We start from the raw sequence: 26,607 nt of genomic DNA on the forward strand, positions 1-26,607 counted from the left end.
CTCCCCCGCGCGGCGCCCGCGCACTACCCTGCATCCACCCGATGATCGATCCACAAGGAGCCGCGATGCGTGTCGCCCTGTTCCTGACCTGCGTCAACGACACGCTGTATCCGGACACCGGGCGCGCCGTCGTGAAACTGCTGACCGGGCTGGGCGTCGAGGTCGACTTCCCGCTGGCGCAGACCTGCTGCGGGCAGGCGCACTACAACACCGGGTACCGGCACGAGGCGGAACCCCTCGCCGAGCACTTCGCCGACGTCTTCCGGGACTACGAGGCGATCGTGACGCCGTCCGGGTCGTGCGGGGCGATGGTGCGGGAGCTGTATCCGCGGATGGGTGAGCGGGCCCGCGCCCAGGGGCGCGGGGACGCCCTCGCGGCCGCGCTGGCGCCCGTGGTGCCGAAGACGTACGAACTCACTGAGTTCCTGGTGGACGTGCTGGGTGTGACGGATGTCGGCGCGTACTACCCGCACACGGTGACCTATCACCCCACCTGCCACGGGCTGCGCTCCCTGGGGCTCGGCGAGCGGCCCCGGCGCCTCCTGGAGGCCGTGCGGGGGCTGGAGCTGGTCGAGCTGCCGGGAGCGGAGGAGTGCTGCGGCTTCGGCGGCACGTTCGCGCTGAAGAACCCCGACGTCTCCGCGGCGATGGGCGCCGACAAGGTGCGCAACGCCGAGTCGACGGGCGCCGAGGTGCTGTGCGCCGCGGACAACTCCTGCCTGATGCACATCGGGGGGACGATGACCAGACTGCGCACCGGTGTGCGGCCGGTGCACCTCGCGGAGATCCTGGCGAGCACGGAGGAGGAACCGGCCGTATGAGTGGAACGTTCGTCGGGATGCCTGCATTTCCCGCGTTTCCGAGCGCCGCCCGGGAGGCCGTGCGCGACACCACCCTGCGCGGCAATCTCCGGCACGCCACGCACACCATCCGCGCCAAGCGGGCCAAGGCCGTCGCGGAGGTGTCCGACTGGGCGGAGCTGCGGGAGGCCGGCAAGCGGATCAAGGATCGTACGCTCCGTCACCTCGACCACTACCTGGTGCGGTTGGAGGAGTCGGTGACCGCCGCGGGCGGCACCGTCCACTGGGCTTCCGACGCGGAGGAGGCCAACCGGATCGTGACCGGACTCGTCAAGGAGACGGGCGAGTCGGAGGTCGTCAAGGTCAAGTCGATGGCCACGCAGGAGATCGAGCTCAACGAGGCCCTCGAGGCCGCGGGCATCCGCGCCTACGAGACCGATCTGGCCGAGCTGATCGTGCAGTTGGGCAGGGACCGGCCCTCGCACATCCTCGTCCCGGCGATCCACCGCAACCGCGGTGAGATCCGGGACGTCTTCGCCCGTGAGATGGGCGGCTGGGGCCGCCCGGCGCCCGAGGGCCTCACCGACACGCCCGCCGAACTCGCCGAAGCCGCGCGGCTGCACCTGCGGGAGAAGTTCCTGCGCGCCAAGGTCGGCGTCTCCGGCGCCAACTTCATGGTCGCCGAGACCGGCACGCTGGTGGTGGTGGAGTCCGAGGGCAACGGACGGATGTGCCTGACCCTGCCCGAGACGCTGATCTCGGTCGTCGGCATCGAGAAGGTCGTGCCGACCTGGCGGGACCTGGAGGTGTTCCTGCAGACCCTGCCCCGCTCCTCCACCGCCGAGCGGATGAACCCGTACACGTCCATGTGGACCGGCACCACCGACACGGACGGTCCGCGCGCCTTCCACCTCGTGCTGCTGGACAACGGCCGCACCGACACCCTCGCCGACGAGGTCGGCCGCCAGGCCCTGCGCTGCATCCGCTGCTCGGCCTGCCTCAACGTCTGCCCGGTCTACGAGCGGGCCGGCGGCCACGCCTACGGCTCCGTCTATCCGGGCCCGATCGGCGCCATCCTCAGCCCTCAACTGCGGGGCACGGCGAGCGAGATCGACGCGTCCCTGCCGTACGCCTCGTCGCTGTGCGGGGCCTGCTACGAGGTGTGCCCGGTCGCCATCGACATCCCCGAGGTGCTGGTGCATCTGCGGGAACGGGTCGTGGAGGGCGGCGAGGTCACCCGGGGCGGCAACAAGGTGGTGCTCAGGCCCGCGAAGGGGCACGCCGCCGAGCGTGCGGCGATGCGCGCGGCGCGCTGGGCGTTCACGTATCCGGGTGTGCTGCGCACCGGCCAGCGTTTCGCCTCCCGCACCCGCCGTCTCCACCCGCGCACTCTGCCGGGCCCCGGCCGGGCGTGGAGCGGGACACGGGACCTTCCACCGGTCCCCGCCGAGCCGTTCCGGGACTGGTGGCAGCGCACGCGGGGCGGGAACGACGTGAAGGGAGCCGCCGAATGAGCAGCAGGGAACGCATCCTGGGCCGGGTGCGACGCGCCCTCGCGGCCGTACCGAAGGACGACACCCCGTACGAGCAGGCGGTCGCCCGGGAGTATCTGCGCGAGCACGGGCGGCGGACCGTCGCGGAGACGATGGACCTCCTCGCCGAGAACCTGGCCGACTACCGGGCGATCGTGCACCGCACCGACGCCGCTGGTCTGGCCGGGGTCGTCGCCGGACTCCTGTCCGCGCGCGGCGCGTCGTCGGTACTCGTCCCGCCGGGGCTGGACGAGGCCTGGCTCGCGCGGACCGGCGTGACGCGGGTCGTGGACCGGGCGGAGAGCACCCCGCACGAACTGGACCGGGTCGACAGCGTGGTCACCGCCTGCGCCGTCGCCGTCGCCGAGACCGGCACGATCGTGCTGGACGGCTCGCCCGACCAGGGCCGCCGCCGTATCACCCTCGTCCCCGACCACCACGTCTGCGTCGTCCGCGCCGCCCAGGTCGTCCCCTCCGTCCCGTACGCCCTCGAACGCCTCGACCCGGCCCGCCCGCTCACCTGGATCTCCGGCCCGTCGGCGACCAGCGACATCGAACTCGACCGGGTGGAGGGCGTCCACGGCCCGCGCACCCTGGAGGTCGTCCTGGTCGAGTGAGGCCGGTGCGGCACGCCGCGGGCGACCGGGGTCAGTCGTGAGGGCCGCAGAGCCGGGCGAAGCGTGCGGTGTCGACGTTGCCGCCGGAGAGGATCAGGCCGACCCGGTGCGGGAGGGGGCCCGCGCGGCCGGTGAGCAGGGCGGCCAGCGGGGTGGCGCCGCTCGGCTCGAGGACGATCTTCAGCCGCTCGAAGGCGAACCGCATGGCGTCCCTGATCTCGTCGTCGCCGACCAGGACGATTCCGTCGAGGAGCCGCCGGTTGACGGAGAACGTCAGTTCACCCGGTGTGCGCAGCGCCTGGCCGTCGGCGATGGTGCGCGGTACCGGGACGCTCACGCGGTGTCCCGCCTCCAGGGATCGCTTGGTGTCGTCCCCCGCCTCCGGCTCCACGCCGATCACCCGCGCCCCGGGGTACAGGCCCTTGACCGCGGTGGCGCTTCCGGCGATCAGCCCGCCACCACCGACCGGCGCGAGCAGCACATCCAACTCCCCCACTTCTTCGAGGAGTTCGAGCGCAGCCGTGCCCTGTCCCGCGATGACGTGCGGATGGTCGTAGGGCGGGACGATCGCCAGGCCGCGTTCCGCGGCCAGGGCCTCGGCGACGGCGACACGGTCGCCGGTGTACCGGTCGTACGTGACGATCCGAGCACCGTACGCCTCGGTGGCCGCCCTCTTCGAGGGCGGGGCGTCCTCGGGCATGACGATGACGGCGGTGGTGCCGAGTTCCCGGGCGGCCAGGGCCACGGCCTGGGCGTGGTTGCCCGAGGAGTAGGCGGCGATGCCCCGGGACAGCTGCTCGGGGGTGAGGCGGGAGGCCGCGTTGTAGGCGCCGCGGAACTTGAAGGCGCCCACCCGCTGGAAGTTCTCGCACTTCAGATGGACCTCGGCACCGACGAGCGCGTCCAGGGTGCGGGAGCGCAGGACCGGCGTGCGGTGGGCGACACCTTCGAGCCGCTCGGCGGCGGCACGGACGTCGTCGAGGGTCACCGGCGGGGTGGTGGTCGTCATTGAGTGACCCTAGGTCCCGTCGCCGTCGACCGGTAGGGGGCGGGCAGGGGGCGGAGCGCGGTGGGCTTCACCGGGTCCCACCCGGGCCGTCCCGTGCCGGGCGGCGTCCGCGTACCCAGCCGAAGAGGGCCAGCGAGCACAGGGCGGCGAACGCGCACCAGGTCGAGACGAACTCCAGCCGCCACAGGGTCCAGCAGACGAGCGCGCCCGCGGCGGCCAGGGCGCCCAGCATCCGCAGGCCGCGGTCGCCGGACAGCAGCAGCGCGCCGACCGTGGCCACCAGGTAGCCCACGGCCGCCGGTGGAGCGTGCGGCAGGTCCAGGACGTATCCGATGGTGTGCCCGCGGATCTCCGCCCGCACCGGGCGCGTGGCGAGTACGTACCCGAAGGCCGGCGCCGTCACGGCACCGGCGGCCAGCGGCACGATCAGTGCGCGCCGCGCGGGACGCGGGGCGGCGCACCACACGCCCACCGGTACCCAGAGCGCCAGGAGCGGCAGGGCGACGACGGCCCAGAGCAGCGCGGCCAGCGGAAGGTCACGGCCGCGGTCCGCCCGCGCCACACAGGCCGCACCGACCGCCGCGACACCGACGCCCGCCACGAGGTCGGCCTCCGCACTCCAGCACATCGCTCCGCCCTCGCGTCACCCGCCGGAGAACCCATCTTCGCGGGCCCGGAACGACCGGAGGGCGACGACACGGCACGGTGCGCGCTCCCCCGTGTCTACCCGGTGCGCTCCCAGCCCCGGCGTGGTGTGCGGGTGCCGAGGGCGGCGTCGCGGCTGCGGTAGACGATGTAGGGGCGGGTCAGGTAGCCGAGGGGGGCGGTGAGCATGTGGACGAGGCGGGTGAAGGGCCAGGCCGCGAAGAGCAGCAGGGCGCTGAGGGCGTGGAGCTGGAACAGCACCGGGGCGCCGGTCATCAGGGCCGGATCAGGCTGGAGGTAGAAGAGGGAGCGGAACCAGGGGGAGATGGTCTCGCGGTAGTCGTAGCCGCCGCCGGCGATGTTCGCGGCCACGGTGGCGGCCAGGCCCAGCACGATGGTCGCCGTGAGGGAGACGTACATGGCCTTGTCGTTGCGGGTGGTGGCGGAGAAGACCGGGCCGACGGTGCGCCGCCGGTAGATCAGGACGGCGATCCCGCCGAGGGTGGCGACGCCGGCGACGGTGCCGAGGACGACCGCGCCGATGTGGTAGGTGTTCTCGCTCACCCCTACGGCCTCGGGCCAGCCCTTGGGGACGAGCAGGCCGACGATGTGGCCGATCAGCACGACGAGGATGCCGAAGTGGAACAGGGGGCTGCCGATGCGCAGCAGCCGCCGCTCGTACAGCTGGGAGGAGCGGGTGGTCCAGCCGAACTTGTCGTAGCGGTAGCGCCAGATGTGGCCGAGGACGAACACCGCGAGGCAGACGTAGGGCAGGGCGACCCAGAGCAGGACGCCTCCGGTGCCTGCCTCCGCCGCCAGGGTGACGGGCTGCGCGGGCGCGGTCATCGGGGGCCTCCTACGACGGGGTCGGGCAGGAACACGGGGGACGCGTACGGATCGAGTCCGACCTGTTCCTCGGGCGGGCCCTGGGCGGCGAGTCGCAGGACGGCTTCGCGGTCGTCGCCGGCGAGGGCGGGCAGGGTGGCGGAGACGGAGTCCAGGACGTGCGCCCAGGGCGAGCCGTCGTCGTCCAGGGCCAGCCGCAGCAGTTCGAGGCCGGCCCGGTGTTCGGTGAGCAGGCGGGCTCCCGCGGCGGCGAACGACGGTGACCTCGTCGCGCGGATTGCCTTTGGGACAGAGGTAGTTGAAGGCATACGACAGCTAGGCGTAGCCGCCGATGAGATGGCTGGGCTTGATCAGCAGCCGGGTCAGGGCGTTGTAGATGCCGCCGCGCCGACCGGTGGTCTTGGTGCGGGGCACGTCGATGAGCCGACCCTGGACGTGGTGCATTTGAAGTGCTCTCCCGGCTGGAGCCGGGAGATTCCTGCCTACCTCGCGGTGGCGGGCTTGACGCCACGGGGACGCCTGACGACTGCCCTCCCGGCAGCCGGGACGAGCGCGTGGCCCGTCCGGTACAGGTGCAGGACGTTCCGGGCCGCGTTGTGGTCGGCGTTGCCCGACCATCCGCAGTCCGGGTTCTTGCACACGAACACCGCCTGGGGCTCCCGGCTGCCCGGCGTGGTGACGCCACAGGCGGAGCAGCGTCGGGAGGTGTGGGGGGCGGGGACCTTGTACAGGGTGCCGCCGTACCGGTCGGTCTTGTAGGTCAGCATGGTGACCGTCCGACCCCATGCCTCACCGCTGATGGAGCGGTTCAGCCCGGACTTCTGGGCGACGTTCTTCCCTGGTGCCTCGATGGTCCCCCCTGGCCGACTTGACCATGTTCGTGATGGTGAGTGCTTCGACCACGACCGTGCCGTAGGTGCGGGCGATGACGGTGGTCGTCTTGTGCTGCCAGTTCAGGGCCCGGCGCTTGGCTTTTGCGCCCAGTCCCGCGATCCGGTCGTAAGTGCGGTGCAGCCGACGGCTGGTACGGCGTGATCTCCGTGCTCGTCCTCACCCGCTTCCGGCCGTACTGGCGCACTCTGCTCCGAGTCCCGCGGGCCGGCCTGCCGGATGCACGCTCCGTCGCCGGTCAGTACGGTGGCGCTCTGGGGTTCTGGTTTTCCGGTGCTCGACCTGGACGAGGTGACCCGACCTGCGACGGTACGGGGCACCGAGCGGTGGAGGCGGCATGGCCGACAAGAAGACGGTGAAGCTGTCCCGTGCGGTGTACGAGAGCGAGCTGCTGCGGCTGCAGACGGAGCTGATCAAACTCCAGGAGTGGGTGCGGGCGGAAGGCGCCCGGCTGGTCGTCGTCTTCGAAGGGCGGGACGCGGCGGGCAAGGGCGGCACCATCAAACGAATAGCGGATCACCTCAACCCGCGCGTGGCACGGATCGCGGCCCTGCCCAAACCGACCGAACGCCAGCGCGGCCAGTGGTACTTCCAGCGCTACGTCGAACATCTGCCGGCCGCCGGCGAGATCGTCCTGTTCGACCGGTCCTGGTACAACCGCGCCGGCGTCGAGCACGTCATGGGCTTCTGCACGGAGCAGGAGTACCGGCTCTTCCTCCGTCAGTGCCCGATCTTCGAGCGGATGCTGGTGGAGGACGGGATCCTGCTGCGCAAGTACTGGTTCTCGGTGAGCGACGCCGAGCAGCAGGCCCGCTTCCGCAAGCGGCTGGAGGATCCGCTGCGGCGCTGGAAGCTGTCTCCCATGGACCTGGAGTCGCTCACCCGCTGGGAGGCCTATTCCCGCGCCAAGGACACGATGCTGGTGCACACCGACATCGCCGAGGCGCCGTGGTACGTCGTGGAGAGCGACGACAAGCGCAGCGCGCGGCTGAACATGATCGCCCATCTGCTGAGCACCCTGCCCTACCAGGAGGTGACGCCCCCGGTCATCGAGCTGCCGGAGCGCCCGTCGTCCACCGGATACCAACGGCCGCCACGTGACCTCCAGACCTACGTCCCCGACCACGCGGCGGGCCTTTGATCCGCCCCCGTCGGCCGGGGGCGAGTGCCCTTCGTGCATGATCGGTGTGGCCCCTCGACCTTCCGGGCGGGGAGGCGGCTCACCGATCGTGAAGGAGACGGCCTTGTCCATCTGGGAGGCACTGGCGGTCTTCGTCGCCGGGATCGGCGCCGGCACCATCAACACGATCGTCGGCTCGGGAACGTTGATCACGTTCCCGGTCCTGCTCGCCACCGGGCTGCCACCGGTGACCGCCACCGTGTCCAACGCCCTCGGGCTGATACCCGGGTCCATCAGCGGCGCCATAGGCTACCGGAGGGAGCTCAAGGGCCAGCGCCGCCTCGTGCTGAGGCTGGGCGTCGCCGCGTCGGTCGGCGGTTTCACCGGAGCGGTGTTGCTGCTGTCCCTCCCCTCGACCGCCTTCGAGACGATCGTCCCCGTTCTCGTCGCGCTGGCGCTGGTCCTCGTGGTGCTGCAACCCCGCATATCCGCCGTCGTCCAACGGCGCCGGGCGCGCACGGGCACGATCACCAAGACCGACGGCGGTCCCGTCCTCTTCGGCGGAATCCTCCTCGCCAGTGTCTACGGCGGCTACTTCACGGCGGCTCAGGGGATCATCTACCTCTCCCTGATGGGCATGCTGCTCGATGACACCCTCCAGCGTCTGAACGCCGTCAAGAACGTCCTCGCCGCCGTCGTCAACGGCATCGCGGCCCTGTTCTTCCTCTTCGTCGCCGACTACGACTGGACGGCCGTCCTCCTCATCGCCGTGGGCTCGGCGATCGGCGGGCAGATCGGGGCGAAGGTCGGGCGCCGGCTCCCCGCACCCGCCCTGCGGGTCTTCATCGTCGTCGTCGGCACCTTCGCCATCGCCCAACTGCTCCTGCGCTGAGCCCTCCACCGCCGGCCCCTTCGCCGGCCTCCCGCGCCTCTCCCGGGGCCGTCGGCCTCCTCACCCGTCCGGACGCGCCGGGCGGGGCTCGGGGGCGGGCCCGCCGCCAGGATGGGGGTGCTGCCCCATGGCATGGCCCACGTGCGAGGGAGAGGTATGACCGACACCGGCTTCGACAGGGCTGGGAGCGACCGGTCCGCGGGGCACCGCGATCCACGTTCCGGCACGAACGACCTCCGGCGGGTCGGGGCGAACCCTGATTTCTGGTATCCCGTCGCGCTCTCCAGGAAGGTGCGCGCCGGACGGGTGTCCGCGACCTCGTTCGCCGGTGAGCGCATCGCGCTCTACCGCGGACGAAGCGGTGCCGTCTACGCGTTGGAGGACCGGTGCGCCCACCGGCAGGTGCCGCTGAGCATGGGTGTCGTGGAGGGCGAGACACTCCGCTGCTGCTACCACGCGTGGGCCTATCGTGGCGACGGCCGCATCTCGCAGATCCCGTACCTGTCGAAGGGGGACGGCCGGCCGCCGCGCGGCGTGCGCGGCTACCCCGTCCGCGAGGCGTACGGCCTGGTGTTCGTCTTCCCGGGCAGCCCGGAGAAAGCGGCGGCCACTCCGGTGCCCGAGCTGCCGGCCTTCGGCTCATCGCGGTACCGGACCATGACCTTCTCCCGGACCGTGCGCTGCCACTACTCGTTCATGCACGAGAATCTGCTCGACATGAACCACCAGTTCCTCCACCGCGGAGTCGTCGGCAGGCTCCGGCCCGAGCTGCTGGACCACCGGAGCGACGCGCGCTCGGTGGAGGCCAGGTACCTGTTCAGCCACGCCGGGGGAAAGCGGAACCGGGGTGCCAACCTGCTGGCCGCCGAGGGTCTCACGGGCCGCGACTCCTGCGACCTCATGACCATCCGCACCGAGTACCCGTACCAGACGCTCGACCTGGTCCCGGAGGGCGCCGAGCGGCCGTCCTTCCGCCTCTGGGCCGCGTACGTGCCCGAGGACGCCGCGCAGCGCACGTGTCACGCCTACGGCCTGCTCATGATCGAGAAGCCCGGGATCCCCGGCGCGCTCCACCTGGCCTGGCCGTTCATCAGACGCTTCACCGAGCGCGTCTTCGCCGAGGACCGCATGGCCGTCGAAGCCGAGCAGCGGGCGTGGGACGAACAGGGCGAGGACCGCAACCACGAGGTCTTCCCCCTGATCCTGGACGTCCGCGAGGTGCTGCGCGCCAACGGCGTCCCCGTCCGGCCCCGGCCCGCCGCATGCGGGCTCCGCCCCGACGACGGCCCGGCCCCGGGCGGGTGAACCCGGCCGGGACCGGAAGGGCGGACACCGGCGGCGGCCCCGCAGGACGCATCCGGGTCGCCCCGGTCCTCGTCAGGCCGGGGTCGGCTCGTACGTCCAGCGCAGCAGGGCGCCGAGGCCGCCTGCCGGTACGTCGGGGCCGTCCTCGTCCGGGGGCGGGACGATCAGTACGTCGGCGGCCGTGACGGCGGCCGACCGCAGCAGCGCGTCGTCGGCGCCCTCCTCCTCCAGGGTCCGGCAGGCTTCCCGTACGGACAGCTCACGCCGCTTCGCCCCCGCTTCGTCGTTCTGAGCGGCATCGAAGTACACCGTGGCCCAGGGGCCGGGGCGGTCGAAAAGCAGTCCCAGGAATGACAACTGCATGCTCTCTCTCCTCATTCGTCCCGGTTCTCGGGCCGGGGGCCCGAAGGCCCGGCGGGAACACGCGGCAGGCTCCTCCGGTCATCGATCGGGCGCCCTGCCCCATGAGGGTGCGAGGCTGAGGTCGTTCGTCACCGCTTCGTCGAAGGGAAGTCTCCGTGAGCAGCAGGACGATGCCGGCCGCGTTCCTCGGACACGGCAACCCGATGAACGCGCTCGAGCGCAACCGCTACACCGAGGCGTGGCGGCTGTTCGGTGCGTCCGTGCCCCGGCCCCGGGCGATCCTGGTGATCTCCGCGCACTGGTACACCAACGCGACCGCGGTCACCGCGATGCCGCGGCCCCGCACGATCCACGACTTCTACGGGTTCCCGCAGGAACTGTTCGACGTGCAGTACCCGGCGCCGGGCGCGCCCGACGTCGCGGAGCTGGTGGCCGACGTGGTGAAGCCGACCTGGGTGGGGCAGGACATCGACAGCTGGGGGATCGACCACGGCACGTGGTCGGTGCTGACGCACGCCTTTCCCGACGCGTCGATCCCGGTGGTCCAGTTGTCCCTGAACGCCTTCAAGGACTTCGACCACCACATGCGGCTGGGCCGCGGGCTCGCCCCGCTGCGGGAGGAGGGTGTGCTGATCATCGGGAGCGGGAACGTCGTGCACAACCTCCGGGCGGTCGACTTCCGGCAACCGGACCGTGGGTACGACTGGGCCCTCCGCTTCGACGACGCGGCGCGGGAGACCCTCCGGACGGACCCGACCGGGGTCGCGGCGCTCGACGCCCACGCCGACTTCGGCCACGCGGTGCCGACGCCGGACCACTACTTGCCGCTCCTGTACATCGCCGGCCTGGCCGACACCCAGCCGCTCGACCTGCTGGTCGACGGCCATGCGGCCGGCTCGATCTCCATGGCGGCGTACACCCTGGGGCTGGACTGCGACCTGTCGGGCACGCTGAGCGACGAGCCTGCCGCCGACCTCCCGGACGGCTTCCCGGCGCTCGACTCCAACCTCTGAGCGGCCACGGCACCGGGACAGGTCACCACGCTCACGGGCAGCGGGCCCGGCCGGTGACGGCAGATGTGTGCGCTGCGGAACGCCTGAGGACGAGCCGCACCGTCCGGGCGAAGTGCAACCGGTGGTCGTGCCCGTCGTCCGTCGCCGCGCTCCCCCCCCGGCTCCCACGCCGTCGTGGCGGGAAGGGCGTTCCGTGACGGCACCGTACGCCGGGCCGCCTCGTCGACGGTCCCGACCGCCGTCGGTCCGCGTGCGCCGCGGCACGGTTCGCGGTACTCATCGAGTGTACGGAAGGCCGCGCGGTGTACCGGCGCTTCTGGAGGGGCGGCCCCGGGCACCGTCATGTCCAGCTTCACACGAGACGGAGGCAGGCACCATGGAGCCTGTGATCACCGTCGGTCTCGACGGCTCACCCGAGAGCCTTGCCGCCGCCCGTTGGGCCGCGGACGAGGCCGAGCACCGCAAACTGACGCTGCGCCTGCTGCACGCGTGGCCCATGCTCGCACCGGAACCCACCAAGGTGCCCTCCGAGATCGACCAGAACTACTGGGCGAAGCGGCTGGTGCACAACGCACAGGCGGAACTCCAAAAGCGCCATCCCGGTCTCGCCATCGTGGGCAACCTGGTTGCCGACGAGGCCCAGGACGCGCTGTTGCACGCGGCGTCGGAGTCCGAGATGACCGTGCTCGGTTCGCGGGGGCTGGAGCTCGTCGAGAGCTACTTCCTCGGGGACATCAGCATGCCCGTCGCGGCACGGGCCGAGGGACCGGTGGTTCTGGTCCGCGCCGGAACCACCGCAGAAGCGCAGCCGACCGCACCGGGTGGGACAGGCGATGTCGTGGTCGCGCTGAAGCTGCACGGCCCCTGCGACAACCTGCTCCGGTTCGCCTTCGCCACCGCCGCCGCGCGCGGCGCGCCCTTGCGGGCCGTGAACGGCCAGGCCCTGCCCGTGCACGCCTACGTTCCCTGGGGGGTGGACCACGACGTCGCCGAAGGCATCGCGCAGGACGCGAGGAAGCAACTGGACCAGGTCCTCCACCCATGGCGGGAGAAGTACCCGCGGGTGGAGGTGGCCGACAGCATCGGGCTGGAAAGTCCCGCCAGGGCGGTCCTGCGGGCCGCAGGGAGCGCCGGCCTGCTGGTCGTCGGCCGGCGCCGGCACCACCGCGTTCCGGCACCTCGTCTGGGCCCCGTCGCCCATGCGGCCATCCATCACGCACGCTGCCCTGTCGCCGTCGTCCCCCACGACTGAGCCGGACGGTCCGAGAGAAGCGACGACAGCCGCACGTCAGGCCGACACGTCCGCGCTCCGGTCGGGCTCCGACCCCGGCGGCACGACGTTCCCACGCGCGGTCCGGCTGACGGGCCCGGGGCGGTGCGGGCATCCCGTGTTGCCGGGGAGCCCGCCGGGGGTGACGGTGGACAGGAGACGGCGAGGCAGGGAGCGAGCATGCGCGGACTCGTCTACCACGGTCCTGAACGGACTTCCTGGGACACGGTGCCGGACCCCGTGATCGAGGCCGAGACGGACGCGATCGTACGCGTCGACGCGACCACCGTCTGCGGAAGTGACCTGCACATCCGGCGGGGCGACCTTCCCGAGGTGAAGCCGGGGACGGTCCTCGGTCATGAGGCCGTGGGCGAAGTGGTGGAGGTCGGCAGCGGGGTGCACACCCGGCGCCCCGGACAACAGGTGGTCGTGTCGTCCGTCTCGGCCTGCGGACACTGCCCGCCCTGCCGCGACACCCTGTACGGACAGTGCCGCGGGGGCGGCGGGTGGATCCTGGGCAACACGATCCACGGGACGCAGGCCGAGTTCGTCCGCGTCCCCTTCGCCGACCACTCCACGCACCGACGGCCCCCGAACCTCCCGCTCGACGAGGCGGTCCTGCTCGCCGAGCTCCTTCCCACCGCCTACGAGGTCGGGGTGCGCAACGGACACGTGGGCCCGGGAGACACCGTCGTCGTGGTGGGCGCGGGTCCCGTGGGGCTGGCCGCCGCCACCGTCGCCCGTCTCTACTCACCGCGCCGGATCGTCGCGGTGGATCTGTCCCACTCCCGGCTGGCCGCCGCCACCCGGATGGGAGCCGATGCCGCCGAACTGCCCGGGCGGATGGTCGCCGAGCTGTCCGAGGGGCCCGGAGCCGACGTCGTCATCGAGGCCGCGGGCGACCCGGACGGCTTCGTCCTGGCGACCCGCGTGGTGCGCGCGGGAGGACACATCGCCAACATCGGCATGCCCGGCAAACCGGCCACCCTGCATCTCGAGGCCCTGTGGCGCAAGAACGTGACGATCAGCACCGGCCAGGTCGACACCTCCTCCACGCCCTGGCTGCTCGACCTGCTGGTCTTCGGACGCCTGACGGTCTCCCCCCTGGTCACCCACCGGTTCCGCCTCGACCGCATGGAGGACGCCTACGAGGTCTTCGCGCACGGCCCGGACACCGGCGCCCTCAAGGTCGTGCTGTACCGCGAGGCGCCGGAACCACCCCGGTAGTGCGGGGCCGGCGGTCCCGTACGCCCTCCCTCACCGCGGCTCGCCCGACGATCCGTTCGCCAGATGGAACGTGACGTCGACGACCCCCTCGACGGCGCGTACCGCGCGGGCGACGACGGGCACCAGCGAGGTGTCCCGTATGCGGCCGGTGAGGGTGACGACACCGTCGGAGACCTCCACCTCTACGGGCTCGAGCGGGGCCGGGAAGAGGGGGGCGACGACTTCCCTGCGGACCTCCTGGGCGAGTTCCTCGTCCGTCCGCAGAAAGACCTTCAGCAGGTCGACCCGGCTGACGATGCCCTCGAGCAGCCCTTCGCGGCTCACGACGGGCAGCCGCTTGACCTTGCGCTGAGCCATGATGCGGGCCGCCTGTGCGACGGGGGCGTCGGCGTGGACGGTGACGGCCGGGGTGCTCATCAGCTCTCCGGCGGTCAGTGCCCCCGCCTTGGCCAGGTCGGGCAGGCGGCGCCGCTGCACGAACCGGTCGGGGTCGCTGTCGCGGAACTCCTCCTTGGGCAGCAGATCGGCCTCGGAGACGACGCCGACGACCCGGCCCTCGCCCTCCAGCACCGGCAGGGCGCTCACCTTCCACTGCTCGATGAGCCGGACGATCTCCTTGAACGGGGCGTCGCGACCGACGGCCACGACGGTGTGCGACATCACGTCGCTCACGGTGTGCGGGCTGCCGTTCATGGGTTTCCCCCTCGGGTTGTCAGATGCGCGGGTCGGCTCGTGGCCGCTGGGGCCGGGGCGCACGGCACGGTGAGCTCGGTCGTCATCCGCTCCCGCTGCCGTGCGGGGCGTACAGGTCGAGCAGCCGGACGCGGGTCGCGTGCAGTCGCCGGGCGACCACCCGGCCGACCCACACGGCGATCGCGCGGCCGAACTCGGGGTCCTCGGCGCACAGTGCCCGCACGGCCTCCGCGTCGAACTCCCAGGCCCGCACCGGGCTGGTGGTCTCGGCGCCCAGGAGCCACAGGTGGGGCGGGAAGTGCCAGGAGCAGCCGACCAGTTCGCCATGGCCCAGCGAATCGATCACGGCCGCGCGGCGACCGGGGACCTGCAGATCGAGGGCGACGGTACCGGTCCGGATGATCCAGAACCGGTCGGCCTGCCGCCCCTCCTCGAACAGGCGGGCTCCGATGTCGAAGGAGACCTCGCGGGCGTGCCGCATCAACCGCTCGCGGTATTCGGCCGGGAGACCGGCGGCCAGAGGGATCGCCGTCACGCTTGACATATTTGACATGTTTGCTGCATTTGTCATGGTTTCGTCTCCCTTCGCGCCTGCCGCCGCAGTCGAACGGCGGCCTCTGTCGGCCGTAACGACAGCGTGTGCCCGACCGGCGCGGGACGCCACGGGCCGGCCGGGCCCCATCCGAGGGCCTTTCGGCCCCACCGGGTGGAGACACCGGCCACCCGGGCGCGTGAGACGGTGGAGGCCGAGTCGTACCCGCAGCACGTGGCGGCCGAAAGGCAGTGGGCACCGTGAGGGAACTTCCCCTGATCGCGGGGGTCGACGGATCGGATCCCGGTCTGCGGGCCGTCGACTGGGCCGTGGACGAAGCAGGCCGGCACGGACTGCCGCTGCGGCTGGTGCACGCCTCCCTCTGGGAGCACTACGAAGGCACCCGCCCGTCGTCCGGTCCGCAGCGCCCCTCGGCACAGGTGATGGCGGAGCACGTCATCGCATCCGCCGCCGAACGCGCCCGCCGGCGCGACCCCGAGGTCAGGGTCTCCACGGCGATCTTCCCCGAGGAGGCGGCGCACGCCCTTGTGCGCGAGGGTGACAACGCCTCGTTCCTGGTGACCGGGTCACGCGGCCGGGGGGAGCTGAAGGGACTGCTCCTCGGCTCGGTCGGCCTGGCCGTGGCGGCGCGTGCGCGCTGTCCGGTGGTCGTGGTCCGGGGCGATGCGGCCGGGCTGGCCGGCACCCACGAGCGGATCCTTCTCGGGGCGGGGAACCCCGGCGCGAGCGGTGAGGCCGTGCGGTTCGCCTTCCGTGAGGCCGGGGTACGCGGGTGCTTCCTGGACGTCGTACGCGCCTGGCGCTGCCCCGCCCACGAGACCGCCCACCACCCGGCACGCTCCGGGGAACCGGCGTGTCACCACGAGGAGCAGGCCTCCGCCCTGCTCGACGAGCTGCTGCGCGACGCGATGGCCGACCATCCGGGTGTCCGGGTGCGCCGGGCGACGGTCGAAGGACCCGCCCCCAAGGTCCTCGTGCTCCGGTCGGCGGCCGCCGACCTGGTGATCGTCGGTGCCCGACGCCGTCAGGGACCCTTCGGTCTCCAGCTCGGCCGGGTGAGCCACACGCTGCTGCACCACGCCCAGTGCCCGGTCGCGGTCGTGCCGCAGCGGGTGTGACGGAGCAACCGTCCCGTCCGCCGTTCCCGGACAGGGCCTGATGGCCCCCAGGTGAGGACCTGGGGCCCCTGCGCACGCGCCGCCGCCGGGGCGACGCTGGTAGCGGGGAGAAGGCCTTGTCCTGGAGGTGCATGTCATGTTGTCGCCTGTTGTCGTCGGCGTCGACGGTTCCGCCGAAAGCCTGGCAGCCGCCGAGTGGGCGGCCCACGAGGCCATGCGTCGTGGGCGAGCCCTGCGGCTGCTGCACGCGCGCAACTGGCACCCGCGCCAGGAGCGAGCGGAGATCGCGTACGCGAGCGAGCGGCACCTGGCGCGGCGCGTCCTGCGGGAGGCGGAGGAACGCGTTCGCGCCGCGTGCCCCGAGGTGCGGGTGGACGACGACCAGGTCGAGGGACCGGCGACCGCCGCCCTGGTGAAGGCGGCGGACGACGCCGACCTGCTGGTGCTGGGCTCGCGCGGGCTGGGCCGCATCAACGGGCTGCTCATGGGTTCGGTCGCGCTCGGCGTCGTGGCGAAGGCCACGCGGCCCGTCGTCCTCGTGCGGGCCGACACGGCCGGGGAGGGAGAGGAAGCGGCCGGCACCGACCGGCGGGACGTGGTCCTCGGTGTCGACGTCACGGAACCGTGCGACGAGGTGATCGCGTTCGCCTTCGAGGCGGCCCGCCTGCGGCACGCGCGGCTGAGGATTCTGCACGCCTGGCGCGCGCCCGACCGGCTCACCCTGGGCCCCGGCGAAGTCGGCCTGGTGGGCGACCCGCAGCGGGCCGAGGAATGGCTGGGCTTCCTTTCCGCCGTGCTCCAGGTGTGGCGCGAGAAGTACCCCGACGTCGAGGTCCTTCAGACCGTGGTCGAGGGCAAGCCCGCAGGCGCCCTGCTGAAGGCGGCGTCCGGAGCGGAACTGCTGGTCGTCGGAGACCGGCTCACCGACCGCCGGGGGATACCGCGCACCGGCCCGGTCACCCACGCCATGATCCACCGCGTCGGCTGCCCGGTCGTGATCGTGCCGCACGACTGACGGCGCGTTCGCGGTTCGCCCGCGGGGAGATCGACGAGGACGAGTACCGGCGCCGGCCGTCCTGCGGGTGGCCTCGGACCGGGGCGGGCGATCGTCCTGGTCTCAGGTCCACGGCTCTCAGCCCCGGCCTTTCGTCCCGGTGGCGGACAGTGGCATCCGGATGCCCGCGGACGCCGGCCGCGGGCTGCCGCTCACCGCCGTTCCGCACGGCCGGGAAATGGTGATCAGCTCCGGCGGCCGGCCCCCTGCCTGAAGGACCGCTCATCAGGGACCTTCGGCCCTGTGCCCGATGCCTGCCGCCGTTCGATGGTGGGAGGCGAAGCGACCGGCGATCCGCTGGGGGCCGGCGACGGGTCCACGCAGTTCACCGCGCGTCCGGTCCGCTGCCACCGCGCGGGGAGCCGGCGCCGAGGGGAACCCGGTGGAACCCGTGTGGTCCGGCCGACTCCGCCGGTGACGCGAAGGAGAACCGGACGGGACCGAGAAGGTGGCGCTGATGTCCGATGCGACGACCACCGACCTGTACGAAGTGACGATGGCCATGTCCTATCTGCGGGAGGGGATGACCGGCCCGGCGACGTTCAGCCTGTTCGTCCGCGATCTGCCCGCTGAGCGGGGCTTCCTGGTCGCGGCGGGGCTGGAGTCGGCCCTGGACCACCTGTCCGGCCTGCGAGTCGGCCCGGAGGACGTCCGTGCCTTCGCCGCCGCGCTGCACCGTCCGCCGCGGGATCTGGAGCCCCTGCTCGGCCTGCGGTTCACCGGCGGCGTGCGGGCGGTACCGGAGGGACGGATCGCCCTTGCGGGAGAGCCCCTGCTGGAGGTGACCGCGCCGCTGCCGCAGGCCCAGTTGGCCGAGACGTACGTGCTCAACCTGCTCAGCCATCAGACGATGATCGCCTCGAAGGCCGCACGCTGTGTGCTCGCGGCGGCCGGACGCCCGGTCGTGGACTTCTCCCTGCGGCGGACCCACGGCCCGCAGGCCGGTTTCCAGGCCGCCCGGCTCGGCTCCATGGTCGGTTTCGCGGGGACCAGCAACGTGGCCGCGGCCACGGCCCTGGACGTACCCGCGGTCGGCACGATGGCCCACTCCTATGTGGAGGCCTTCCCGACCGAGGAAGACGCGTTCCGCGCCTTCGCCCGGGCCCACCCCGGGCCCGTCACCTTCCTCGTGGACACCTACGACACCGAGGAGGGCGTCCGCGTCGCGGCGCACGTGCTGCGGAACCTGACCCGCGGGCCCGGCTCGGCCGTGCGCCTGGACAGCGGCGATCTGGGAGCCCTGGCGGTGCGGGCCCGGTCCGTCCTCGACGAAGCGGGCCTCGCGGACGTACGGATCACCGTCAGCGGCGGTCTCGACGAGTACGCGGTGGACGATCTGGTCCGCTCCGGGGCACCGATCGACGTGTACGCGGTCGGCACGCGCATCGGGGTCTCGGCCGACGCGCCGTATCTGGACTCGGCCTACAAAATGGTGGAGTACGAGGGGCGGCCGGTCATGAAGCTGTCGTCGGCGAAGGTGACGGCGCCCGGGCAGAAGCAGGTGTTCCGCCGTCCCGGCTGTTCCGACGTGATCGGCCTCGCCGATGAGCGGCCACCGCTCGACGGCACGCCGCTGCTGGAGACGGTGATGCGGAACGGGGAACGCACCGGCGAGAGGTCCACGCTCGACGAGTGCCGGAAGAGGTTCGCTGCCGACCTGGCCGCACTGCCGCCGACCGCCCGGCGGATCCGGGCGCCTGTCGCACCCCGGGCCGCGCCGTCCGAGGGGCTGAGCGCCCTCGCCGACCGGGTCCGGCGCCGTATCGCACGGCAGACGGCGGCACCCGCCGCGCGGCACGGAGTGTCCGGACGAACCGCGTCCGGGGCACACCGGTCCGTACCGAGCTGAGGAGGAAGCGATGCCGCACACCGTGGAATGGAAGGTCCGCCTCTACCTCTTCGAGGACGGGAGGACGACGAGGGCCCGCGCGGTGATCGACACCGGGACCACGGTGCTCACCGGCCACGGGGCCACCCGCCGGAATCCGGCGGACCCGGAGGTACCGGAGATCGGAGACGAGCTGGCGGCGGGCCGGGCCCTGCAGGACCTGGGCCGGCAGCTGGTGGACATCGCCGAGCGCGACATCGAGGGCACGGGCGCAGCCGGACCGCGTCTCCGTCCGCCCGTCGGCTGGCCGACGTGACCGCGGTCCGCGCCCCGGCCGGGGGCAACCTCGTGAGCCCGGCACCTGCCGGGGAACCCGGCCCCAAGGGCAGCACATCCGTCTCCACCGGCGGGCGCACCGCCGGTCCAGGAGTCGAGGAGGACGACCGATGACGCTTCCAGCGCACCGCGGCAGGGGCTCGCTCTCCGGATGGGAACCCTTCCGGGAGCTCGAGGAGCTGCGCATCCGCATGGAACAGCTCATGCACTCCACCTTCCCCTTCCCCGGCCGCGGTTTTCCCGAGGCCGAGGCCGAAGAAGGGGCGTGGGCGCCGTTGGCCGACGTCGAGGACACCGAGGACGCCTATCTGATGGAGCTGGAACTTCCCGGTGCGGAGAAGGACCGGATCAGCGTGGAGGTCAGCGACGGCGAGCTCGACATCCACGGCGAGATCAAGGAGAAGGAACGCACGGGTGTGCTCCGTCGGCAGACCCGGCACGTCGGGCGGTTCGGCTACCGCACGAGTCTGCCTCCGAACGTCGACACCGAGCACATCACCGCGGAGCTGACCGGCGGAGTCCTCACGGTGCGCGTCCCCAAGACCCGGAAGGCCAAGCCGCGTCGCATCGAGATCACGGATTGAGGACGGCGATCATGCAAGCTCACCTCGGCGATCAGCTCGTCATCGAAGGCCCGGCGACCGGCGCCGCCCGGCGCGACGGCGAGATCGTCGGACTCCACCACGAGGACGGCACCCCGCCGTACGACGTGCGCTGGTCGGACACGCAGGAGGTGACACTCGTGTTCCCCGGCCCCGACGCCCACATCAAGCATCTCGGACACGAACCCGAGACCGGTACCGGGGCCGGAGCGCCCCCGCCCGCCGGAGCGCCCGGCCCCGGCGACATCGGCCGGCGGGTGGCCACCGAACGCACCCGACGGGGCCTGAGCCGGGAAGAGACGGCCCGCCGCGCCAGGATGGCGCCGGCCTATCTCGCCTATCTCGAGGAACGCCCGGCCGATCCGAGCCTGGCGACCCTCATCCGGCTGGCCGCGGCGCTGGGCACCAGCGTCCAGGCACTGCGCGGGAGTGGCGTCGATCTGCCGCCCGGCCGGGGCACCGCGCTGCTGCACCCCGAACTGCGGGACCTCGGACCGGAGGACTGCCGCGCCCTGCTGTCCACGCACGGTGTGGGGCGCATCGCGGTGACCACGCCCGAAGGGCCTGCGGTGGTCCCGGTGAACTACGAGGTCGTCGACGACGCGATCGCTTTCCGGACCGCTCCTGACTCCGTGCCCGCGGCGGCCGTGGGATCGGACGTCGCGTTCGAGGTCGATCACGTGGACGAGGCCATGAGCCGGGGCTGGAGCGTGCTCGCCGTCGGCCCCGCGCGGGTGGTCACGGAGCCCGGCGAGGTGCGGCGGCTGACCGAACGCGCCCACACCGCACCGTGGGCCGGGGCCGGGCGCGAGATGTGGGTGTCGATCCGGCCCACCCGCCTGACCGGACGCCGCATCGCTCCGGCCGGTCGGTGAGCTGCCACGGCTCGTGCCCACTGTGCTCCGCCGCTTCACGAAAGGAGCCCCTGTGAACCAGCAGACCCTGCCGGACGAGCGGGTGGCGGCTCTTACGCACGACGCCGCCGCCGCTCCGTCCATGCACAACGCACAGCCGTGGCGCTTTCGCTACTTCCGGGGCAGCCGTACCTTCCAGGTGCGCGCGGACCTCGACCGCGTCCTGCCGCACGCCGACCCGGACAACCGTGCCCTGCACCTCGGCGACGGCGCCGCTCTGCTGAACCTGCGGGTCGCGCTGACCCACGAGGGGTGGCACCCGGCGGTCCGGCTGCTGCCCGACCCGGCCGATCCGACGCTGCTCGCCGTCGTCCGGCTGACCGCTCCCGGGAGCGGTCGGAGCGCTCTTTCCGCGCTGTATCCGGCGATCCACCAGCGGCACAGCAGCCGTTTCCCGTTCGAGGAGACGGAGATCCCCCAGGAGCTGCGCACGGCCCTGGCCGACGCCGCCCGCAGTGAGGGAGCGACGCTGACCTTCCCGTCCTCCTGGCACCTGCAACAGGTGCTGGAACTGCTGGAGGAGGCCGAGGCACGCAATCTCACGGACCGTGGCAGCGGCCAGGACCTGGCGAAGTGGACCCGTATCGATACTCCGTCGGGGAACGCGGCCCCGGACGGAGTGCCCGACTACGCCTTCGGACCGCGCAAGCACGGCGGCAAGGCGCCCATGCGCGACTTCGCCGGGAGCAGGCCGGTGCCCGGCCGCGGCACCGCCGAGTTCGAACGGACCCCCCAGCTGGCCGTCCTCAGCACCTCCCACGACCGCCCGGAGGACTGGCTGCGCGCCGGCCAGGCCATGGAACGGGTCCTGCTGCTGGCCACCCTCGAGGGCCTGTCCAGTTCCTTCGCCACCCAGGCCCTGGAGTGGAGCGACCTGCGCTGGCCGCTGCGCGACCCCGTGTCCGGGGCCGGGCACATACAGATCGTGCTGCGCCTGGGATACGGCCCCAAGGGCCCCGGCGCCCCGCGACGCCCGGTGCCGGACGTACTCGACATCCAGCCCTGAGCCGCCGCGGCCCCACCGGCACCGGTGGCGCGGTCCGCGTGTCGCGGCAGGCCCCGGGCAGTGCGACGGTATGGGCATGAGGTCTGTCAGTGGCCGCGCAGGAAAGTGAGGAAACCCATGCAACTCCCGCTGGTCGTGGGCGTCGACGGATCGGACTCCAGCCTTCAGGCACTGGACTGGGCGGTGGACGAAGCGGCACGCCACGGGTTGCCGGTGCGCCTGATCCATGCCTCCCTGTGGGAGCGCTACGAGGCGGCCCGCCCCTCCCTCAGGACCGATCGCCCCGCCGAAGAGATCATGGCGGAGCACATCATCGCGTCCGCCGTCGAGCGTGCCCGGCTCCGCAATCCCGAGGTGAAGGTCTCGGGCGACGTGCAGCCCGACGATGCCGTGTCCACGCTGCTGCACGCGGGAAGTGAGTCATACGCCTTGGTCACGGGCTCACGCGGCCGTGGCGGAATAGCCGGGCTGCTGCTGGGATCGGTCAGCCTCGCCGTGGCGGCGCGTGCCGTGTGCCCGGTGATCGTGGTCCGTGGTGCGGAACAGAACCGGCAGGGCCTCTTCGGGCGGGTGGTGGTGGGGGTCGGCGACCCGGCCACGGGCGCGGGCGTCGTGCGGTTCGCCTTCCGTGCGGCCGAGGCGCGCGGCTCCGCCCTCGACGCCGTACGGGCCTGGCGCAGCCCGGCTCACGAGCACGTGGACCATCCCCTCCTCGCCGACGACGCCGCCGGTGCCCACGAGGAGCGCGCCGCGACCCACCTCACCGACGCGCTGGACCAGGCGATGCGGGAGCACCCCGAGGTCCGGGTGCGGCGCAGGCCGGTGGAGGGCCCCGCCCACCGGGTCCTGTTGCACGCATCGGCCGAAGCCGACCTGATCGTCGTCGGCGCTCTGCGGCGCCACGGCCACTTCGGTCTGCAGCTCGGCCGCGTCGCCCACGCCCTGCTGCACTACTCCACGTGCCCGGTCGCCGTCGTCCCCCGGCGAACCTGAACCCCGTCGTGCGGGCGCCACGCGGGCACGTGTCGTGGAGGGAGAGGGGTGGAGGCGGCGGATGCCGGAGTGGACGTGGGAGTACGAGGGGTACGACCCCGCTGCCGAGCGGTTGCGGGAATCGCTGTGCACCCTGGGCAACGGCTACTTCGCCACGCGCGGCGCGGTGCCCGAGAGCCGGGCGGGGGTGGTGCACTGCCCGGGAACCTACGCGGCCGGCTGCTACAACCGTCTGGAGTCGAGGGTGGCGGGGCGGCAGGTGGTGAACGAGGATCTGGTCAACCTGCCGAACTGGCTGCCCCTGCGGTTCCGCTGCCGCCCCGCCGGCGGACCGTGGGGTCCGTGGTTCTCCCCGGACACCTGCGTCTTCCTCGACCACCGGCACATCCTGGACCTGCGCCGGGCCACGCTGACCCGCACGTTCCGTTATCGGGACGACGCGGGCGTGCTGGGTGTGGAGCAGACCCGTCTCGTCCACATGAGGGACCCTCACCTGGCCGCGTTGCGGACGGTCTTCACGGCCGAGGACTGGTCGGGGGAGATCGAGGTCGAGTCCGCCCTCGACGGCGGTGTGATCAACGGCAACGTGCATCGTTACCGGTCTCTCGAGCGCCGTCATCTGGCGCACGTGCGGACAGGGACGGAGGAGCCCCGCACGGTGTGGCTGCGCTGCCGCACCAGCACCTCCGACATCGCGATCGCCATGGCGGCCCGGACCGTGGTCACCGGGCGGCGGCCCTCGGCTCCGGAGCTGCAGCGCGCCCGGCAGCGTGTCGTGCACCGTCTGGTGGTCTCCGTCGTTCCGGGCCGGGACGTCGGCGTGGAGAAGACCGTGGCGCTGCACACCTCACGCGACACGGCGATCGCCGACCCGCTCGAGGCGGCCGTCGACCGCGTGGCCGGCGCCCCGGACTTCTCCACGCTCCTGGAATCCCACGTCGCCGCATGGGAGCAGCTGTGGCGGCGCGCGGAGGTCCGGGTGCCCGGCGATGCGGGCCGCATCCTGCGCCTGCACCTGTTCCACGTGCTGCAGACGCTGTCGCCGCACACCGCGGACCTGGACGTGGGGGTGCCTGCCCGGGGGCTGCACGGCGAGGCCTACCGGGGGCACGTGTTCTGGGACGAGCTGTTCGTGCTGCCGTATCTGAACCTGCACTTCCCGGAGGTCTCCCGGGCACTGCTGACCTACCGCCACCGGCGCCTGCCACAGGCGTGCCGGGCGGCGGCCGCGGCCGGCCGGGCGGGGGCGATGTACCCGTGGCAGAGCGGCAGCGACGGCCGTGAGGAGACCCAGGAGCTGCATCTGAACCCCCGCTCGGGGCGCTGGTTGCCGGATCACTCCCGGCTCCAGCACCATGTGGGTTCGGCGATCGCGTACAACGTGTGGCAGTACTGCGAGGCCAGCGGCGACACGGAGTTCCTCCACACCAAGGGCGCGGAGATGCTGCTGCAGATCGCCCGCTTCTGGGCGGACACGGCGGTCCACGACCCGGAGTCGGACCGTTACCGCATCCGTGGGGTGGTCGGCCCCGACGAGTACCACGACGGTTACCCGGACGCCTCCCGGCCCGGCCTGGACGACAACACGTACACCAATGTCACCGCCGCCTGGGTCATCACCCGCGCCCTGGACCTCGTACGGCGGCTTCCCGCGTGGCGCCGGGAGGAGTTGTTCGAGCACGTGTGCCTGGACCGTGACGAGCTTTCGAGGTGGGAGGAGGTGTCCCGGCGGTTGCGGGTGCCGTACCACCAGGGCGTCGTCAGCCAGTTCGAGGGCTACGGCGACCTTGCCGAACTGGACTGGGAGAACTACCGCGCGCGGTACGACAGCATCCGCAGACTGGACCGGATCCTCGAGGCCGAGGGCGACTCGGTCAACCGCTACAAGGCCTCCAAGCAGGCCGACGTCCTCATGCTCGGCTACCTCTTCTCACCCACGGAACTGCAGTGGTTGTTCCGTCGTCTGGGGTACGTGATGGACGACGCGATCTGGCGCAGGACCGTCGACTACTACCTCCGGCGCACCAGCCACGGCTCCACTCTCAGCGAACTCGTCCACGGCTGGGTCCTCGCCCGGGTCAGACGGGCGGAGGCATGGCAGTACCTCCATGAGGCCCTCGAGTCGGACGTCGCCGACGTCCAGGGCGGCACGACCGGCGAAGGCATCCACCTCGGCGCCATGGCGGGGACCCTCGACCTCGTCCAGCGCGGACTGACGGGACTGGAGACCCGCGAGGACGCCCTGTGGCTCGACCCGGTGCCGCTTCCGGCGCTGTCCGAATACGGCTTCTCACTGCGCTACCGCGGTCACTGGGGCGTCGAAGTGCGGCTGCGGAGCGGTCGGTTGCGGATCGGCGTGCCCGACTCCGAGCAGTCCCCGATCCGCGTGGTGCTCGCCGACCGAGCCGTCACGGTGGCACCGGGAGAGACGTGCAGGCTCGTGCTGCCGCGGGGTTGATCGTCAAGCATGTCGTGCAACGTCCTCGAGAAGTGATCCGGCCGCCCTGCTCGGCGGGGGCACGAACGAGGGGGCACCCCCGCCGACGAGCGGAGGTGCCCCGGTCCGACGTTTCCGCGGCCGTTCAGAGCAGCCAGCGGTTGCGGCTGACGAAGGGGAGCCGCGCCCAGACCTTGCCCAGTCCCCAGGTGGCGCCGGAGCCCGCGGCGGCGAGTGCGACGAGGACCACGGCGTAGATCAGGTGGTAGTCGGCGAACGGGTTCGTCGACATGCTCGGCGATCCGTCCGACAGGTGCTGGGCCGGCGGCCATTCCGCGACCCACATCAGCGCCATCATGACGGTGCCCGCGACCGCGGCGAGCCACAGGCCGACGCCCGCGATCAGCGCGAGGCCGACACCGAGCAGACCGAGCATGAACAGCCAGTCGGCCCAGGCGGCCCCGGCCCAGGCGTGGAAGGTGGACTCCATCGGCCCGACGGCGACACCGCTGAGGAACCCCTTGGTCGGCGACCCGCCGTCGACCCACCCCTTGCCGGAGGGGGTCGCGTAGCCGAGGCCGAACGTCTTGTCCAGGAACGCCCACAGGAAGACGAAACCCGTCAGCAGACGGAGCCCGGCGAACACGTACGCATGGGTCGCGGTCGCCGCCGCGGTCGTCGGCTCGGCGGAGACGGGAGCCGTCCCGGCCCGGTGCGGGGACGGGAAGCGGAATCCCGGACGCCGGTGGGGGTGGTCGTGAACTGCCATGGTGCTCATCCCTTCCAGAGGGTGGCGCAGGATGTGGACGACTCTCGTTGCTCTTTCAATGTCCCGCGCCGCCGGCATCCGCCGGAGGGGGCCGAAGGTCCCGGTCCGCGGGCCGAACGCCCCCGGTATGAGCCCAGTTGAAGACCGTCAGCCGTCCTTTGCCGCCAGGCTCACCCCGTACAGGGTGCGTCCGCCGACGAGTTCACGCCCGGTGACCAGCTCGGACTCGATGCGGACGAACACCTCCCGCGTCGCGGGCACCCAGGAGACCGGACCGGTGCGGGACAGACGCGCGTGCTCGGCCGGGTCGGTCACCACCGCGGCCCGGCCCGTGACGACCACGCTCCAGCCGGCCTGCCGGGCCGCGTCGACGTCGTCGGCCTCGAAGGCGACCACCGCGCCGTCGATCGCGCGGACCAGTTCCGAGGCCGCAGCGGTACGCAGCAGGACCGCACCGTCGGCGTCCAGGCAGAAGTTGACCGGCAACACGGCGGGCAGGGCCAGGCGCGTGAAGACGATGCGGCCGACGGGCACCTCGGCCATCAGCCGCAGGCACTCCTGCCGACCGAGTTCACGGAAACCGTCATCGGGGTACATCGTCAGCCCGTCCTCCTCCTGGTACAGCGGGTACTGCTTCTTTTCACGTCTTTCCGTGGCTTCCGTGGCTTCCGTCGCTTCCGTCGCTTCCGTTGTTTTCCCTGTCCTTCCACCCTGAGCGGGACGAGGCCGGAAGGTGAGGGCCGACAGTCCCGTTCACACCGGAAAACGGCCTGG

At 72.3% G+C, this 26,607-nt stretch carries 27 protein-coding genes and 2 pseudogenes; 18 read left to right on the top strand and 11 right to left on the bottom strand.

The features are described 5' to 3' along the window. Positions 1–65 precede the first annotated feature (65 nt). The 3 genes from JL475_RS23225 to JL475_RS23235 are packed head-to-tail and all read left to right on the top strand — an operon-like array spanning position 66 to position 2,949. A complete protein-coding gene (locus JL475_RS23225) occupies positions 66–821 on the top strand; it encodes a (Fe-S)-binding protein (RefSeq protein WP_202279765.1) in 756 nt (251 codons plus the stop codon). Beyond that, positions 818–2,314, top strand: a complete 1,497-nt coding sequence (locus JL475_RS23230; RefSeq protein WP_202279766.1) for a LutB/LldF family L-lactate oxidation iron-sulfur protein — start codon at positions 818–820, stop codon at positions 2,312–2,314. The genes JL475_RS23225 and JL475_RS23230 overlap by 4 nt, the downstream gene beginning before the upstream one ends. Next, the gene (locus JL475_RS23235) at positions 2,311–2,949 is read left to right on the top strand and encodes an LUD domain-containing protein (RefSeq protein ID WP_202279767.1); all 639 of its coding nucleotides are present in this window, start codon (positions 2,311–2,313) and stop codon (positions 2,947–2,949) included. Before JL475_RS23230 ends, JL475_RS23235 begins: the two co-directional genes overlap by 4 nt. 31 nt (positions 2,950–2,980) lie before the next feature. On the opposite strand, the gene JL475_RS23240 is transcribed toward JL475_RS23235, so the two are convergent. The 6 genes and pseudogenes from JL475_RS23240 to JL475_RS23265 form a co-directional block, all read right to left on the bottom strand. Then, positions 2,981–3,958, bottom strand: coding sequence for a pyridoxal-phosphate dependent enzyme (locus tag JL475_RS23240; protein WP_202279768.1), 978 nt, complete (start codon positions 3,956–3,958; stop codon positions 2,981–2,983). Positions 3,959–4,025: 67 nt separating this feature from the next. Further along, positions 4,026–4,586, bottom strand: a complete 561-nt coding sequence (locus tag JL475_RS23245) for a DUF6629 family protein (protein ID WP_202279769.1) — start codon at positions 4,584–4,586, stop codon at positions 4,026–4,028. A 95-nt stretch (positions 4,587–4,681) separates the two neighbouring features. Further along, a complete protein-coding gene (gene narI, locus JL475_RS23250) occupies positions 4,682–5,449 on the bottom strand; it encodes a respiratory nitrate reductase subunit gamma (protein WP_202279831.1) in 768 nt (255 codons plus the stop codon). Next, positions 5,446–5,757 carry a hypothetical protein gene (locus JL475_RS23255; RefSeq protein WP_307825133.1) on the bottom strand — a complete coding sequence of 104 codons (312 nt, stop codon included), beginning with the start codon at positions 5,755–5,757 and terminating at the stop codon, positions 5,446–5,448. The genes narI and JL475_RS23255 overlap by 4 nt, the downstream gene beginning before the upstream one ends. After that, positions 5,693–5,914: pseudogene (locus tag JL475_RS23260) on the bottom strand (nitrate reductase subunit alpha); the annotation flags it as partial. The pseudogene JL475_RS23260 and the gene JL475_RS23255, both read right to left, overlap by 65 nt. 17 nt (positions 5,915–5,931) lie before the next feature. Next, positions 5,932–6,478, bottom strand: a pseudogene (locus JL475_RS23265) (RNA-guided endonuclease InsQ/TnpB family protein); the annotation flags it as partial. A gap of 199 nt (positions 6,479–6,677) precedes the next feature. On the opposite strand from JL475_RS23265, the gene ppk2 reads away from it, so the two are divergent. From ppk2 to JL475_RS23280, 3 genes are all read left to right on the top strand, one after another. Beyond that, on the top strand, positions 6,678–7,481 hold the full coding sequence (gene ppk2, locus JL475_RS23270) for a polyphosphate kinase 2 (protein WP_202279770.1): 804 nt from the start codon (positions 6,678–6,680) through the stop codon (positions 7,479–7,481). Between the two features lie 103 nt (positions 7,482–7,584). Further along, complete coding sequence (locus JL475_RS23275; protein ID WP_202279771.1) at positions 7,585–8,352, top strand: sulfite exporter TauE/SafE family protein; 768 nt, start codon at positions 7,585–7,587, stop codon at positions 8,350–8,352. A 156-nt stretch (positions 8,353–8,508) separates the two neighbouring features. Next, entirely contained in the window at positions 8,509–9,657 is a 1,149-nt protein-coding gene (locus tag JL475_RS23280; protein ID WP_202279772.1) for an aromatic ring-hydroxylating dioxygenase subunit alpha, read from the top strand. 72 nt (positions 9,658–9,729) lie between these two features. Here JL475_RS23280 and JL475_RS23285 read toward each other — a convergent pair whose 3' ends face one another. Beyond that, on the bottom strand, positions 9,730–10,020 hold the full coding sequence (locus JL475_RS23285; protein ID WP_202279773.1) for a hypothetical protein: 291 nt from the start codon (positions 10,018–10,020) through the stop codon (positions 9,730–9,732). A 155-nt stretch (positions 10,021–10,175) separates the two neighbouring features. Here JL475_RS23285 and ygiD point away from each other — a divergent pair, with 155 nt between their 5' ends. The 3 genes from ygiD to JL475_RS23300 all read left to right on the top strand — a co-directional run bounded on the left by ygiD (position 10,176) and on the right by JL475_RS23300 (position 13,530). Continuing rightward, positions 10,176–11,033 (top strand): 4,5-DOPA dioxygenase extradiol, encoded by an 858-nt coding sequence (ygiD, locus tag JL475_RS23290; protein ID WP_307825131.1) that lies wholly within the window; start codon positions 10,176–10,178, stop codon positions 11,031–11,033. 376 nt (positions 11,034–11,409) lie between these two features. Beyond that, positions 11,410–12,285, top strand: a complete 876-nt coding sequence (locus tag JL475_RS23295) for a universal stress protein (RefSeq protein WP_202279774.1) — start codon at positions 11,410–11,412, stop codon at positions 12,283–12,285. Positions 12,286–12,483: 198 nt separating this feature from the next. Further along, entirely contained in the window at positions 12,484–13,530 is a 1,047-nt protein-coding gene (locus tag JL475_RS23300; RefSeq protein WP_202279775.1) for an alcohol dehydrogenase catalytic domain-containing protein, read from the top strand. A 30-nt stretch (positions 13,531–13,560) separates the two neighbouring features. Here the strand turns inward: JL475_RS23300 and JL475_RS23305 are convergent, their stop codons facing one another. Next, positions 13,561–14,223: a CBS domain-containing protein gene (locus JL475_RS23305; protein ID WP_202279776.1), complete on the bottom strand. Its 663-nt coding sequence runs from the start codon at positions 14,221–14,223 to the stop codon at positions 13,561–13,563. An 82-nt stretch (positions 14,224–14,305) separates the two neighbouring features. Then, positions 14,306–14,767 carry a Crp/Fnr family transcriptional regulator gene (locus JL475_RS23310; protein ID WP_202279777.1) on the bottom strand — a complete coding sequence of 154 codons (462 nt, stop codon included), beginning with the start codon at positions 14,765–14,767 and terminating at the stop codon, positions 14,306–14,308. 239 nt (positions 14,768–15,006) lie between these two features. Here JL475_RS23310 and JL475_RS23315 point away from each other — a divergent pair, with 239 nt between their 5' ends. From JL475_RS23315 to JL475_RS23355, 9 genes are all read left to right on the top strand, one after another. Further along, entirely contained in the window at positions 15,007–15,894 is an 888-nt protein-coding gene (locus tag JL475_RS23315; protein WP_202279778.1) for a universal stress protein, read from the top strand. Positions 15,895–16,030: 136 nt separating this feature from the next. Then, positions 16,031–16,909, top strand: a complete 879-nt coding sequence (locus tag JL475_RS23320; protein WP_202279779.1) for a universal stress protein — start codon at positions 16,031–16,033, stop codon at positions 16,907–16,909. A gap of 496 nt (positions 16,910–17,405) precedes the next feature. Next, a complete protein-coding gene (locus tag JL475_RS23325; protein WP_202279780.1) occupies positions 17,406–18,797 on the top strand; it encodes a nicotinate phosphoribosyltransferase in 1,392 nt (463 codons plus the stop codon). 10 nt (positions 18,798–18,807) lie between these two features. Next, positions 18,808–19,092, top strand: coding sequence for a DUF1876 domain-containing protein (locus JL475_RS23330; RefSeq protein ID WP_202279781.1), 285 nt, complete (start codon positions 18,808–18,810; stop codon positions 19,090–19,092). Positions 19,093–19,222: 130 nt separating this feature from the next. Next, a complete protein-coding gene (locus JL475_RS23335; RefSeq protein WP_202279782.1) occupies positions 19,223–19,696 on the top strand; it encodes an Hsp20/alpha crystallin family protein in 474 nt (157 codons plus the stop codon). 11 nt (positions 19,697–19,707) lie between these two features. Then, the gene (locus JL475_RS23340; protein WP_202279783.1) at positions 19,708–20,589 is read left to right on the top strand and encodes a pyridoxamine 5'-phosphate oxidase family protein; all 882 of its coding nucleotides are present in this window, start codon (positions 19,708–19,710) and stop codon (positions 20,587–20,589) included. Between the two features lie 121 nt (positions 20,590–20,710). Next, a complete protein-coding gene (locus tag JL475_RS23345) occupies positions 20,711–21,634 on the top strand; it encodes a nitroreductase family protein (protein WP_202279835.1) in 924 nt (307 codons plus the stop codon). Between the two features lie 117 nt (positions 21,635–21,751). Continuing rightward, on the top strand, positions 21,752–22,627 hold the full coding sequence (locus tag JL475_RS23350) for a universal stress protein (protein ID WP_202279784.1): 876 nt from the start codon (positions 21,752–21,754) through the stop codon (positions 22,625–22,627). Positions 22,628–22,688: 61 nt separating this feature from the next. Next, positions 22,689–25,085: a glycoside hydrolase family 65 protein gene (locus JL475_RS23355; protein WP_202279785.1), complete on the top strand. Its 2,397-nt coding sequence runs from the start codon at positions 22,689–22,691 to the stop codon at positions 25,083–25,085. Positions 25,086–25,209: 124 nt separating this feature from the next. Here the strand turns inward: JL475_RS23355 and JL475_RS23360 are convergent, their stop codons facing one another. Then, on the bottom strand, positions 25,210–25,833 hold the full coding sequence (locus JL475_RS23360) for a DoxX family membrane protein (protein WP_202279786.1): 624 nt from the start codon (positions 25,831–25,833) through the stop codon (positions 25,210–25,212). A 147-nt stretch (positions 25,834–25,980) separates the two neighbouring features. Continuing rightward, a complete protein-coding gene (locus JL475_RS23365) occupies positions 25,981–26,430 on the bottom strand; it encodes a pyridoxamine 5'-phosphate oxidase family protein (protein WP_202279787.1) in 450 nt (149 codons plus the stop codon). Between the last annotated feature and the right edge of the window lie 177 nt (positions 26,431–26,607).

The organism is Streptomyces sp. M2CJ-2 (assembly GCF_016757295.1).
Taxonomy (GTDB): Bacteria; Actinomycetota; Actinomycetes; order Streptomycetales; family Streptomycetaceae; genus Streptomyces.